At 40.6% G+C, this 13,182-nt stretch carries 11 protein-coding genes and 2 pseudogenes; 4 read left to right on the top strand and 9 right to left on the bottom strand.

What is annotated here, in order from left to right; genetic code table 11:
- Positions 1-206: 206 nt before the first annotated feature.
- The 4 genes and pseudogenes from OF158_RS15575 to OF158_RS15590 form a co-directional block, all read right to left on the bottom strand.
- Positions 207-779: a PRD domain-containing protein gene (locus OF158_RS15575; RefSeq protein WP_179234739.1), complete on the bottom strand. Its 573-nt coding sequence runs from the start codon at positions 777-779 to the stop codon at positions 207-209.
- A 38-nt stretch (positions 780-817) separates the two neighbouring features.
- Positions 818-2,424, bottom strand: a pseudogene (locus OF158_RS15580) (sigma 54-interacting transcriptional regulator).
- The gene (locus OF158_RS15585) at positions 2,415-2,834 is read right to left on the bottom strand and encodes an HTH domain-containing protein (protein ID WP_051039153.1); all 420 of its coding nucleotides are present in this window, start codon (positions 2,832-2,834) and stop codon (positions 2,415-2,417) included. The pseudogene OF158_RS15580 and the gene OF158_RS15585 overlap by 10 nt, the downstream one beginning before the upstream one ends.
- A gap of 128 nt (positions 2,835-2,962) precedes the next feature.
- The gene (locus OF158_RS15590; protein WP_013860568.1) at positions 2,963-3,187 is read right to left on the bottom strand and encodes a hypothetical protein; all 225 of its coding nucleotides are present in this window, start codon (positions 3,185-3,187) and stop codon (positions 2,963-2,965) included.
- A gap of 255 nt (positions 3,188-3,442) precedes the next feature.
- Between OF158_RS15590 and OF158_RS15595 the strand changes: the two genes are divergently transcribed.
- The 3 genes from OF158_RS15595 (at position 3,443) to OF158_RS15605 (ending at position 4,888) form a co-directional block, all read left to right on the top strand.
- Entirely contained in the window at positions 3,443-3,646 is a 204-nt protein-coding gene (locus OF158_RS15595; protein WP_014096932.1) for a hypothetical protein, read from the top strand.
- Positions 3,647-3,660: 14 nt separating this feature from the next.
- Positions 3,661-4,197 carry a cysteine hydrolase family protein gene (locus OF158_RS15600; protein WP_017550765.1) on the top strand — a complete coding sequence of 179 codons (537 nt, stop codon included), beginning with the start codon at positions 3,661-3,663 and terminating at the stop codon, positions 4,195-4,197.
- A 184-nt stretch (positions 4,198-4,381) separates the two neighbouring features.
- Positions 4,382-4,888, top strand: coding sequence for a S4 domain-containing protein (locus OF158_RS15605; protein WP_013860569.1), 507 nt, complete (start codon positions 4,382-4,384; stop codon positions 4,886-4,888).
- A 221-nt stretch (positions 4,889-5,109) separates the two neighbouring features.
- Here the strand turns inward: OF158_RS15605 and OF158_RS15610 are convergent, their stop codons facing one another.
- From OF158_RS15610 to rlmD, 3 genes and pseudogenes are all read right to left on the bottom strand, one after another.
- Complete coding sequence (locus tag OF158_RS15610) at positions 5,110-6,132, bottom strand: hypothetical protein (RefSeq protein ID WP_014096929.1); 1,023 nt, start codon at positions 6,130-6,132, stop codon at positions 5,110-5,112.
- 426 nt (positions 6,133-6,558) lie between these two features.
- Positions 6,559-7,056 (bottom strand): annotated as a pseudogene (locus OF158_RS15615) (LURP-one-related/scramblase family protein).
- Positions 7,057-7,418: 362 nt separating this feature from the next.
- The gene (gene rlmD, locus OF158_RS15620) at positions 7,419-8,792 is read right to left on the bottom strand and encodes a 23S rRNA (uracil(1939)-C(5))-methyltransferase RlmD (protein WP_014096928.1); all 1,374 of its coding nucleotides are present in this window, start codon (positions 8,790-8,792) and stop codon (positions 7,419-7,421) included.
- Between the two features lie 191 nt (positions 8,793-8,983).
- On the opposite strand from rlmD, the gene putP reads away from it, so the two are divergent.
- The gene (putP, locus tag OF158_RS15625; protein WP_080738162.1) at positions 8,984-10,462 is read left to right on the top strand and encodes a sodium/proline symporter PutP; all 1,479 of its coding nucleotides are present in this window, start codon (positions 8,984-8,986) and stop codon (positions 10,460-10,462) included.
- A gap of 439 nt (positions 10,463-10,901) precedes the next feature.
- Here putP and OF158_RS15630 read toward each other — a convergent pair whose 3' ends face one another.
- Together OF158_RS15630 and OF158_RS15635 are read right to left on the bottom strand one after the other, a co-directional pair.
- Positions 10,902-11,816 (bottom strand): diacylglycerol kinase, encoded by a 915-nt coding sequence (locus OF158_RS15630; protein WP_014096926.1) that lies wholly within the window; start codon positions 11,814-11,816, stop codon positions 10,902-10,904.
- Between the two features lie 345 nt (positions 11,817-12,161).
- Positions 12,162-12,962, bottom strand: coding sequence for an arylamine N-acetyltransferase (locus OF158_RS15635; protein WP_014096925.1), 801 nt, complete (start codon positions 12,960-12,962; stop codon positions 12,162-12,164).
- Between the last annotated feature and the right edge of the window lie 220 nt (positions 12,963-13,182).

Raw genomic sequence — 13,182 nt, forward strand, 5'->3', positions numbered from 1 at the left:
TTCCAATTCACTTGTTTTTAACCCTTGACATCACACCGTAGGACTTTCGTCTCATCGGTTTTTCGTATATTATTAATGCAATTTCCGTGCCAGTCTTTTAAAAAACAGGTATGCCAGGCATTTCAATTGTAAAAAATAATGTGTCCAAAAAATTGGACACAACAGGAACACTGGATAGACAGATTACGGGATTCACGAAAGCCCTCTCATTTTTGAATAAACGGGCCAATTAATTGGTATAACAACGAGATTTCGTATTGGCTGACCATAATGTTGTAATTATTTTCCATTGGCTTAAAAATATTTTTTGAAGTAACGTAGAATTCCGCTTCGGGTTCTGACAATTTCTCTTTAATATCCTCTTTTTCTTCTCGAGAAATAAAAAGACGTTCTATCATAAGAGCGATGTGCATATACAAATTTAACTTTACTTTTCCAGTAAACGTAATACGATAATAATTTTCATATTTTGTCAAAACATTTTCCACTTCATTGATCACAACAACGGGATTTAAAAATTTCAGCCGGTCTACCACGCCTTGTATTGAAAATAGTTTTAGCAATTCCTGAATCATTTTATCAAAGGAATTTCTACTGATATCGTTATAAATTAAACTCCATAAATTGGAAATACCCTCTGCATCCAGCATATTGTATATATTGACATGGGGAATGGAAAAAGAGCTTGGTAAGTCCGTTGTGGTAATGACAAGCTTTGTTTTGTCAAAATAATTTTTTGAATTCCTGTCAATTGTATTTTTCAATTCCCTGTATTCCATCGTTAATACTTCTATCTTTTCTGTAGATAAATACTTGCTCATGATATCTTTAATTTTTTCCGATATGCCCATGCCGGACATACAAGAAATAATGATGTTTTTTGTTTTTGAGAAGCCTTCAAAATACTGGGTTTCAATTTTATATTTTTCGACAGACTGTTCTCTGCTATGGTTTTAAAAGGCACCCTGTTTTTTATTTTAAGCCCTATGTCCAGTGCAATCGAGGTGGTTAAGTTGTCGACTATTAATAAATCACCCTGCAGAGCGTTCTTAATGGATGAATACAGTTTGCTGAGCGAACCCATATCAACTAATAAAGTAAGCCCGTCCGGATTCGCCTGATGATGAATAAACATACGTGCTTCTGTAATAATATTTTCCAGTGCTGTATTGATCGGCATATCAATGGCTTCAAAAACATATGTTTCACATAATCGGTTGACCACAGACTGGATACTGCTGGCCGTGCTTTCTCCATGAGCGATGAGCAAACCCTTCAGTTCAATATCTTCTTTCACATAATCAGATAGCAGGAGGGAGATCACTATTTTTAGGAACGCACTTTTTTCGCTTGTTAAGTGCAGGGAACTGACAAATTTATCGGCAATATAACTCGTTCTTGGATAAACCGTTTGAATTTCTATATTTAAATCCTTTAAACAGCCTAAAAAGGGTATCTTTTTCTCATGAATGTAATAATAAAAATCAAAGCTGATTTTGTCTATTGATACACTGTTTACAATCCCGTACCGGTTCATAATGATATCTTCCCATTTTTGAATAAACATGTTCTTTACATACATTATGCTTTGATTGGATACATTTTCAAAGTAAGAAAAGTTACCCAAGCTTTTTAAATGAAGCGTCTGTAATCTGTTTTTTAATTGTTCCAATGACGCCTTTGAACCCGTGCCTTTAGCATCGTGCAAATCTGACATGATTTTTTTCAATTCCAGCATGAAGCCATCTGCATGCTCCTGGTCAAAATCAAAAGGGAATGCATATTCAATCAAGAGATAATTGTGCGGATACTTGCTTGTTTCCGCTTTCCGAACAGGCATATCAGAAATGGTACCGGGGCTTATCAGTAAAGTATCATGGTCGGGATGATGATTATAAGCATCAGCACAACTCAGCTTAATCATATTTTTTAACTTTCCGATGTTGCCATTAAAATGGCTGTTTAATAATAATTGTACGGACTCTCCTTTAACCAATATATTTTTTTGAAGGATGTTTGCTTCTTGATAAAACATATATTTTATTAACTGTATTTTTTCAGCCAATGGCCGGTTATTGAAATTAGAAATAGTAACATGTACTTGAATCCTTCTCAGAAATGTTTCTAAAAATATATTTTCCTCATTTTCTGTGGTTGCGAAAATAAATCGGACTTTCGATTCATTCCATGTCTTATTTTCCCCGAGCGGTCTGTATTTGCCGGTATCCATGAACAAAAAAAGCTTTTCCTGGTTTTCTTTAGATAATCTATGGATCTCGTCTAAAAATAAAAAGCCACCGTCCGCCTCTTGGATAAGCCCGTCTTTTTCCGGGTTGCCCCCGTAAAAGCACCCTTTTTATAACCAAACAGAACAGAAGATAATAATTCTGCATTGTCTGCGTAGTCTGCACAGTTTAAAACAATGTAAGGGGCGTTTTTTTAATAACCTCTTGATTTATGGCATACTGATAGATTAACGACGCGAGAAAACTTTTGCCGACACCTCTTTGTCCGGTGATCAATATATTTAAACCGTTAGGAGGGTATTTAACCGCCGCCTGGCAACGTTGTATGATTTCACTCTGGCTGCCATGATATCCAATAAAAGATTCGAAGACGTCTTCCGTTTTCATCTTGCTTATAACAGACCAATAGACAGGTTTTGTGGCTGTTTTTGCCACTTTTCCTTCTTCAAGTAACCTGGAAAGATAATGACTTACTACTTGCCTTGAAAGGGAAAGCTTTTCTGCAATTTCTGATGCAGTAATTCCATCTTTGGCGGTATTTAATTCGCTTAGTAATTTAAATACCTTATCTTGCGCTGATATTTTCATTTTGCTCACTCCCGGCTGGAACTCTATATTGATAGCACAATCATACCATTTGAAAAATATATTACAAATTCAGAAAAAAGCAAGAGATATGGCCGGAGTGGATATAACTTATCTTAAAATCTCTTGATTCAAGGATAGCAACGCCAGGCACTCCACGGAAAAAAGCGGTTCGGGCTGGTGTTGTTTAGTCGGAAAGTATCAACGGCAGTTAATAACAAGTGATCAATGAGACCATTCTCCAGTTCCTTTTTCAACTCCGGAAAAGTGGCTTCTTTGAACTCTTTTTTTGTCCAGATCAGCTTTATCAAAGTATACGTTGCCATAGAGTAGCTGAATCCAAGCCTGTTTAACATCTTAGAAACACCCTTTGGAGTAAAAGTATTAGGAAAAATTAGATTTTTATTTACTTTTCTCCCTAAACTTTTTGGCCTTTTGAGGGATTCGAAGTATTTTGGAGGACCCATTAAAAATAGGGAGTAATATGAGAATGGGGTTTTATTTCCTGATGGAATATTGCTAAATTTAAGTCTAATAGGGATTTACAAATATTTATATTTAGTGTACAATTCTGTATATAAGATGAAACACAAAGACTGGGGGAAGGTATTGTGAAGTATCCATTAGTACGTAAGCATCTCATGATGGTACCCTTCGGTAAGAAATTGTCTATAGGAACTATTCCTAATGGCGCAATTGAAATTGAAGATCCTGATAGAGCGATTGATTCTGTATTATCCATTTATGATGGAAAAAGAACAGTAGAGGAAATACATAGATTGAATGTTATGGATAATATTAAAAAACTAATTTAAAAGGAGATTCTTTTATGAAAGCACTACTTGTTTTAGATATGCAAAATGGAATATTAGAAATGAAGGACTTTAGTGAAGAAAGGAATAAAATCAAGAACATTATAAAAAGGTTTAAAGATGCAAAAGATTTGGTGGTATTAACAAAACATATAGATAAGGATCCAAATAGTCCACTAGCTGAAAATACTGAAAAGAGTGATATTGATAAGGAATTTGCTCAATATGCGGATCTTACTATAACCAAAAACACTCCAAGTGCATTTTTTGGTACAAAGTTAGATTCTATTTTAAAGGAAAAAAATATTGATCATCTATATATTACAGGATTTAATACAGAGTATTGCTGTTTATTTACTGCTATAACTGCATTTGAAAGGGGATATAAAGTCACTTTTATCGAAGATGCAACAGGAACTGTTAATGATGATGATACCTATGAAATGAAGGGATTGGATATAAACGATTTTGTAGGTTGTATATTGGATTGGTCAGGTATAATTGAGGTTCTTTACTACGAGGAGTTTGAAGAGCAATATGCTGCATCAATATGAGAAGGCTATTGTATCAACAATAGTGACCAGGGGTATCTTGTGAATGTCTTTTGATTCTTTATGAAAACGGATTTATCCTACGTAATAGTAGAAGTATTATTCTTCATTTATTTCATTTTGAGAGATAAATATAAACAAAAGAAGCACTTTAATAAAATGAAAATTTCCATTGAGGTGTGTAACTATGAATATTATTACCTACAATTGGTCCGTTCATAATGGGGAAAAAGTTGAAACTGTAGTCAAGTATTGCCCAAATTGCGGAAAGGTAGTAAATTTTTATGACACTTTAATGAGAAGACATAATTCAAACGGAAAAAATATTTATAAATTTACTATTTTTAAATGCGAAAAAAACCACACTTGGAATAGAAAAGAGAAAATCTTTAAATCGTATGACCCTAAGTTGGAAATTAAAAATAGGGATTTTCCGAATGAAGCACCCCAGAATGATAACGAAAAAATTAATTTGGTTACACACTTAAAAAACGGATTTAATAAGATTTGTATTAATATAAATTATTTAGATGAACCTGTTCGTATCGATAAGTTGCTTGGAAATCAACTCATTGATATAAGTAGGAATCAAATTTGTTCGTTAATTAAAGAGGGGAAAATACTATTGAATAAAAATACAATTAAAAATCATACTGCTGTTAAAGAAAAAGATACAATAGAAATATTTATTTGATAAAAAATTAAATGATATTTTCACGGGATCAGTTCTATATTTTTATATTTAACCTGTGAAACTGAATAAGGAGATACCAAATCTTTACAGTATCCTTTTTAACTTCTGGTTACGGATACAGGAATCTACCACCACCCTACCAATTACCAACCTTCTTACAGGTGAATATACGAAAACCAAGGATTGGTGTGCCAATCCTTGGTCCTTGTTGAAGAACGTTACTACATGTCTTCATCAATGTTAAATTCGCCGTTTTCTTTTAAATATTGATAGGTAAATTGCAGTTCTTCCCTCGGCCTTATGCCTTTTTTTATAGCCTCCTCGTATTCTCTTAGCCAATAATCTTTCTGATTGTATGTTTTAAGCTTATTGAGCAAGCTAAACAATGCGTCTTCTTTAGATTCTTCCTGAATATTGCTTTTAAAATAACGGATAGCTGACTCATATTCACACAGTTCCATCTTTAGTTTGAAAACCGTTTCAATCAATTCATTTATATTTCGCTCCCGGCTATATTCATCATCCTTCCAAACCCATGTCTCTTCTGGCGTTATCGTTCGCTGCTTCAATCCCATTAGAAAATGATGGCATTGTTCGATTGCTATTTCTTTAGCATCCACAGTTCTCAAATTCGCAATGAACACGTTGAATAAAGATGACCGCAGTGTATCCATGTCGAGATGATAATTAATAATTTGTTTCAGGGCAGAACTTATAGTTTCTTTGTTAATCCCCATACTGAATTTTCTTTTTAGGAGAATATCGAATAATTCCACTTGCTCCATACCAATAGATCTAAAGGGATTGTCTGTGTTAAAGATGTAATAGCCACACCCATAACATAACATTTCATACAGTGCATCGAGTAAATCTGTAGCACGCTTCCCTTCGTTTCCTTCAACGGGTACCTGTTGCAATTGTTTTATGTATGATTTGACCTTGAATCGCCACTTGGGACGTTCCTTTTTGCTAACATACCGATTTGGGGCAATGTAATTTTGTTTATAAGCATTTTGAATGAATTGCGTAATTTCACGTTCCAAATCATTAAGGTCAACATGTTTTTCTTTCTCTTTTTTTATCTTTTCAGCTTCTTTGTACTGCTGAAAATCTTGCAACATCCCATCAATTTCTTTTTCATCACGCACTTTTTTCGGTATCGCCTTATACAATTCAATCATCATTTTGCTTAAGTCGTCCTTACTGTATTTTTCAAGGAGCTCTCTCAGCTCAGTGACACGCATTTAACATCCCTCCCATTCGTTTAAAAAACTCCCGGATTCCCGGCATTTGCTTGTTTCAATCAACAAATGTTACTCAATGGTATCTATTTTATTTACCATGTAACCCTCTGTTTAAATAAAAATTTTAAGTGATAAACTTCGAAGGTAAATTACTTATAACAAACTGTTTTTATGTTTTCATTGGATATAGTTTTTTCCTATCTGGTTCTTTCATTATATTTACGCTCCTTTCATTTTTCAATATATCTTTTATAAGTTCACATTTTTATTTGAATTACATAATTAATCCGCTTTCATCCAGCTTTTAATCCTTTTCTTCGGTATCACACTCTTCACATCTGTCAAATCTATGGAAATGTGTATGTGCAAACCATAAGTTTAAAAAAGGGTGTGAGACCCAGAGTGATTAAAGTGTCACTTTTCCCTTTAATATGTTGCTGGCGAGTTTGCAGCTGCCTGATCAGCCTTTACACAATCGATGGCGACAACGATAGCTATGAGAATCGTTTCCATTTCTTCTTTTAAGATTTGAATTTTGTAACTATCGCCCCAAGTAAACCATTCCTTACTAACTTTACCGACCACTTCACCGTGCCGCAACACTTCAAAATCCATATCCAGCCAATTCCCACGCACTTCAATTCCTGCCGCATCAATCGTATAGCGTGCCTTAAAGAAGGATAGCTCTTTCTTTATTGTTAACACTTCTCGTCCATTTACCTCGACAATAAACTTTGGAAGAAAGCTAAACGCCTTTTTCGTAATAAGCGCGACTTCCTCTCATTTTGTATTCATAATCGAGAACGTCTTAGGGATTTGCAAAAAGCTGCCCTCAACATAATAAACATCTCGTTCCTGTTGATCCTTGACCGTAAATTTGCCGCTTAAACTAAAAACCTTCTGCTTCATATATAGCTGCTTCATACCCGTCCTCCTTTATTTTAAAGGAATTTTTTATGATTCTATTCTCTCACATTATACCGAATCCACCAATGGGTTGACATGGCTGTTTGTACTAGAATAGAAAAATAATCTTGAATATAGAAGTTAAATTAAATGCTCGTTTGTTTAATAGTCTTTGGACACTATATAAAATGCACTAAACCTTGTTACTCTGTTTCCTAGCCCTGAAGTTACAAAGGCTCAAGACATTCCTTTTGCACAAAAAATAATTCGATAAGATATTGTAGGAAAAGTAATCGAAAGAGACATCGTAATTTAATATGAAAAAGACCCAGAAATCGAAAATGAAATCCGGGTCTGAATGGGAAATGTTTTATATTATTCTACATCCCAAACAGCAATTTTGTGACGACTTCCACATGTGTCGTATGCGGAAACATGTCAACAGGCTGTACTTCCACTGTACGGTATCCTCCCGTTTCCAGGAACCGCAAGTCTCTTGCCAATGTTGCCGGGTTGCAGGAGACGTAGACGACTTTTTGCGGTTTCATCTCCAGGATGGTTTTGAGCAGGGCTTCGTCACAGCCTTTGCGCGGCGGGTCAACCACTAAGACATCTGCCTTGTTGCCTGCCTCGTACCATTTTGGGATGACCGTTTCCGCTGTGCCCGCTTCAAACTCCACATTCGTGATACCGTTGAGCGCCGCATTTCGCTTTGCATCTTCAATCGCTTCCGGCACAATTTCTACGCCGAATACTTTGCGGGCCTTCTGTGCAAGGAAAAGCGAAATTGTCCCGATGCCACAGTATGCATCAATGACCGTTTCGCTGCCGGTAAGTTCCGCGTACTCGAGCGCTTTTTCATACAGCACTTTCGTCTGAACGGGATTGACCTGGTAAAAAGAAGGCGCGGAGATGGCGAATTTTATATCCCCGATTTTGTCGTAAATGACCTCATTTCCCCACAGTACTTTGGTTTTCTCCCCTAAAATCACGTTTGTGCGCTTCGGGTTGATATTGTGCACGATCGACTTAACTTGCGGCAGGCGCGAGACCACTAAATCCACGAGTTTTTTCCGATGCGGCAGTTCCACTGTTCTCGTGATCAGGACGACCATCAGCTCGCCGGTCTTCCTCCCGTAACGCACCATGATGTGGCGGAGGACGCCGCTGTGATGTTCCTCATCGTAAGCCGGGATGCCAAGTTCCCGGCAAATTTCTTTTACCACTTGGACGGCTTCGTTTACCGCCGGAAGCTGGATCACGCTCTCATCGGCATCTAGTATTTCATGGGTTCTCGGTTTAAAAAAGCCGGCTACGAGTTTCCCATTTTTTTCGCCGACCGGCACCTGGGCTTTGTTCCGGTAATGCCACGGGTTGTCCATGCCGATCATCGGATGGATGCGGGCGCCTTCAATTTTTCCAATCCGGGCGAGTGCCTGGCGCACCTGATTTTCTTTGTACATAAGCTGGCCATCATAGCGGATATGTGCAAGCTGGCAGCCACCGTATTTCGGTGCGTCTTCTTTCGGGATGTCGACGCGGTACGGGCTCCTTTCGTACAGTTCGAGGAGGCGACCGATCCCGTAGTTCTTGTTGGCTTTAATGACTTTAATGCGGGCTTTCTCCCCTGGCAAGCCGTTTTTGACAAACAGCGGATAGCCGTCCACCTTTGCCACCCCTGCACCGTCATGCGTCAAATCTTCAAAAACAACCTCTATTTCTTCGTTCTTTTGAACCGATAATGTTTTTTTCATGCCTGTCTTCCTTTTCGTCTTAATGGCTACGGAAATTTTAACATAAAGCGGCTTTGAATGCGAAAAACAATCAGTTGCCGCGGACTGTTTTCTTGAATATTCGACCGTTTTTAAAAATACACCTTTATTAAACAGATATTATGATGATAAAATGTTGTTGAAAGGACCAAAAACAAAGGGGGAAACGCTTCTTGAGTGATCAAACATTAAAAATGATTTCGATCGCCATTTATATGGTGCTGATGCTCTGGATCGGCTGGGTGGCTTACCGGCGGACGAGCAACCTCGATGATTATATGCTCGGCGGACGTTCGCTCGGCCCTGCAGTTGCTGCTTTAAGCGCAGGCGCTGCCGATATGAGTGGATGGCTGTTGATGGGCCTGCCGGGCGGTATTTATCTGACCGGGCTTGCTGATGCATGGATTGCGATCGGACTTACGATTGGGGCCTATTTAAACTGGCGGCTTGTGGCACCGCGTCTCCGCTCCTATACAAAGGTGGCCGGTGATTCCATTACGATCCCTTCTTATCTTGAAAACCGTTTCAAAGACCCGACCAAAATGCTGCGGCTTGTTTCCGCACTTGTCATCTTAATTTTCTTTACGCTTTATGTTTCTTCCGGGATGGTATCCGGGGCCGTCTTTTTTGAAAACTCATTCCATACGTCCTATTATGTAGGGCTGATCATCGTTGCGGGCGTTGTTGTGCTGTACACGCTTTTCGGCGGATTTCTCGCTGTTTCATGGACCGATTTTGTCCAAGGGCTGATCATGGTCATCGCGCTCGTTCTTGTGCCGATTATCGCTTTTACCAAAACAGGCGGACCGGTTGAAACCTTTCATACCGTGAAATCGATCAATCCGGATTTGCTTGACTTTTTCAAAGGAACAACAGCATTGGGGATCATTTCCGCGCTCGCATGGGGGCTCGGCTATGTCGGCCAGCCGCATATTATTGTCCGTTTTATGGCGATTAAATCGGTAAAAGAAACGAAAAGTGCGCGCAGAATCGGGATTGGCTGGATGATTTTGTCGCTGATCGGCACATCCCTTACTGCACTGATCGGGATTGCTTATTTCCATCAGGCCGGCCATAAACTGGAAAATCCGGAAACGGTTTTTATTCAGCTCGGGCAGATTTTGTTTCACCCGCTCATTGCCGGATTTGTGCTGGCAGCGGTGCTTGCGGCGATTATGAGCACCATCTCATCCCAACTGCTTGTTACTTCAAGTGCGCTGACGGAGGACCTGTATAAGCTCTTTTTCCGCCGCAATGCTTCGGATAAGGAGTTGGTATTTTTCGGCAGGCTCGCGGTGCTTGTTGTTTCTGTTGCCGCCGCATTGCTTGCTTTAAACCGCGATTCCACTATTTTGCAGCTCGTCAGCTATGCGTGGGCCGGGTTTGGCGCATCATTCGGGCCGGTGATCTTTTTGAGCCTGTTCTGGCGCAAGATGAACCACTGGGGCGCCCTTTTCGGTATGATTGTGGGTGCCGTGACAGTGATTGTCTGGACCGTGTCAGGAATGGATGCCAAGTTGTACTCCATGGTACCAGGTTTTGCCTTTAATCTGATTGTCAGCATGGTTATCAGCATCGCAACCTACAAACACCATGCGGGCATTGAAGAAGAGTTTAACGACAGCCTTTCCGCAATGAAAAAGGAAAGTTGATTGTAAAAAACGTCGGAAGCTTTTTATACTGCTTCCGGCTTTTTCAATGGAGCAGGGGTTGCACAAAATGCCGGGTTGGACTACAGATTTAAAAAACGCCGGCAGTCTGCGTGTATGCTTCCGGCGTTTAATCTTGTCCTACAGGCATTATTTCCAATCAGAGATGGCTCAGATTTCCAAAATCTGGGACTGCTTTCCGGTCTTTTCACTAAGCGGTTATTGCTAAAAGCCCGCGATGGCAGTATTTTCAAAAGCCAGCAGTCTGCATACCCGCTTCCCGCTCTTTTGTCAGTCAGCCCTGTCCGGCGGGCGGATGTTGCCAATCAGAGATGGCACAGATTTTAAAAACCGGGACTGCTTCCGGTTTTTTACCAAGATGGTTGTTGCTAAAAACCCAGGATGACAGTGTTTTCACAAAAGCCCGCTTCCCGTTCTTTTGTCAGTCAACCCTGTCTTGCGGGCGGATTTTATCAAGCGGCGCAAAGACTTCGAGATGGCGGTACAGGTTTTCAAAAACAGCAGGGGCTTCTCCGCCGAGTTCGCCGTCCAGATTTAATAAAATTTTATCCGGTGAATGAACTTTTACGCGGCTGGCGGAGGTGTAAATGACGTTCGGGTCATTCAAATGTTCACCGCGCAGCGCAAGGGTAACAACCCGGATGAACTCAGCCAGGTTCGTTTTTTTCAAAATCATTAACGTAAACAGGCCGTCATTGATTGAAGAGTCCGGAGCAAGTTTTTCAAAGCCGCCAATGGAATTCGTCAGGCCGATTAAAAACATCATCGCTTCGCCTTCAAACAGCTTCCCGTCATATTCAATCGTCATCTGAGTCGCGCGGATCGAAGGCAGCATTTCAATCCCTTTTAAATAATAGGCGAGCTGGCCGAGCATCGTCTTCAGCCGGCTTGGCACATCATATGTCAGTTCCGTGAGCCGCCCGCCGCCACCGATATTGATAAAATATTTCTCATTCATTTTCCCAATATCGACTGGAAGGGTATCGCCTTTTACGATAATTTCCGTTGCCGCCTGCACATCACGCGGGATTTGCAGTGCGCGTGCAAAATCATTGGTCGTACCCATTGGGATGACGCCGAGTTTCGGCCGGTAATCCTGTTCGGCAATGCCGTTGACGACTTCATTGATCGTGCCGTCCCCACCGGCTGCCACGACAATATCATACTTGCGTTCAACCGCTTTCCTTGCTGCTTTAATGGCATCCCCGCCGCCGGTTGTGGCATGGCAGGACGTTTCATATCCGGCCACCTCCAATTTTTGCAGTACATCCGGGAGATGGCGCTTAAACGCTTCACGGCCGGAAGTCGGGTTATATATGATTCTTGCTCGTTTCATTCGCATCATCCTTATTTATGTTGATGTACATGCGTCTTTATGTAATCCTGTTTCGTGCAGGTAAAGGACAGTTTCCCCAAAAACAGACCCAGATAGGGAAACTGCTCGATATGTTGTCCGTTCGTTTGCATGGGGTACATCCACCGAATTATAATACAACTTTTTTGAAAAAAAATCCACTAACAGCAAGGTACGGCGTGCGCCTTGGCCGCAAAAAGACCCTTTTCGGCTGCCGTGTGCGTAGGGACTGCCTTTGCCTTATACCAAAGTGGTTCAAGGAAAGGGGGACGTGCAGGCATGGATGATTTGTGTATGCACCCTAAAATTTTCCATACTTCCGCATCATCACGGGCTGAACAAACGGATGCCGCGCTCATTCAGAAATTGTATCGTTTCCAGCAGAGCATCTTCGCCGATCTTGTATACTTCCCCGATGGTATCTTTCCAGCGGGCGAAATCCCGCATGTGCAGCTCGCGGATATTGCGGTAGTTCATAATTTTTAATGAGCGGTCGCGCAAATAGTAGCATTCCCGCCCGTTGAAGCGAACGGCGGTCACCCTGCGCATCGTCTGATTGGCGTTGTCGTCAAGGTATGATGCACGAATATCTTCTTTCAAATCGTCTTCCGTAAGCGGCAGCCATTCAATTGTTTTTTTCACAAAAGATTTCCCATTTGAACGGCGGTCGATTTCGTAACGGCCGGGCTCAAGCTGCGTAAAAATGATATCTTCACCAAAACCATGGAGCACGTGGCGCCGTTTTGCCTCAAGTTCAACCGGCTTCATGATCGGGGAGCCGTAGCCGACATCCACGTACAGTTTTTTTTCGTTTAATAAAACCATCAGCGCGACATGGCCGGGCACCACACGCACAAACGAGCATTGAAAACCCAAGCCACGCAACAGCCGCGCAAAATTGATGTTTAATGTAAAACAGGTGCCGCCCCATCCTTTTTCCCATAAATGCTCCACAAAAGTCTCAAACGGAGGTATGTAAATCCCCTCACGGAAGTAATGAAACTTGCTGAACGTTTCATAGGGGACACAAGAAAGATGGTGCTGGATGAGCCGCTGCAAAAAATTCAGCCCCGGCTCTTCACGTTCAAGCTTTAAGTAATTCAAATAAGCCTCCACCTGTTCTTCCATTTTTTTTCCCCTTTCAAGTGCTTTATCCGTTCTTTTCGCTGCCCGGCATGAAAAAACCTTTTTTTCGCAACAACAGGGATGAAAAAAGTGACTCGACATGCATCCTTATTCTATTTTAAACGTTTCTGCACTAGACGCACAGCTTACAGGCTCTTTATTTCCTTATTGGAGTTTTTAAAAGGACAGTTTGCTCCCGGTCCGGTACTCTTTTTTGTCTTTT

The organism is Weizmannia sp. WK01 (assembly GCF_025905465.1).
Lineage (GTDB): Bacteria > Bacillota > Bacilli > Bacillales > Bacillaceae_C > Weizmannia > Weizmannia faecalis.

Bases quoted from the DNA above. Each gene is read 5' to 3' on its own strand.
- OF158_RS15590 (WP_013860568.1), bottom strand. From the start codon at position 3,187: ATGTTAAACAGGCTTGGATTCAGCTACTCTATGGCAACGTATACTTTG.
- OF158_RS15630 (WP_014096926.1), bottom strand. From the start codon at position 11,816: ATGAAACGAGCAAGAATCATATATAACCCGACTTCCGGCCGTGAAGCG.
- OF158_RS15635 (WP_014096925.1), bottom strand. From the start codon at position 12,962: ATGGAAGAACAGGTGGAGGCTTATTTGAATTACTTAAAGCTTGAACGT.
- OF158_RS15610 (WP_014096929.1), bottom strand. From the start codon at position 6,132: ATGCGTGTCACTGAGCTGAGAGAGCTCCTTGAAAAATACAGTAAGGAC.
- OF158_RS15575 (WP_179234739.1), bottom strand. From the start codon at position 779: ATGGAATACAGGGAATTGAAAAATACAATTGACAGGAATTCAAAAAAT.
- OF158_RS15600 (WP_017550765.1), top strand. From the start codon at position 3,661: ATGAAAGCACTACTTGTTTTAGATATGCAAAATGGAATATTAGAAATG.
- OF158_RS15605 (WP_013860569.1), top strand. From the start codon at position 4,382: ATGAATATTATTACCTACAATTGGTCCGTTCATAATGGGGAAAAAGTT.
- OF158_RS15585 (WP_051039153.1), bottom strand. From the start codon at position 2,834: ATGAAAATATCAGCGCAAGATAAGGTATTTAAATTACTAAGCGAATTA.
- rlmD (WP_014096928.1), bottom strand. From the start codon at position 8,792: ATGAAAAAAACATTATCGGTTCAAAAGAACGAAGAAATAGAGGTTGTT.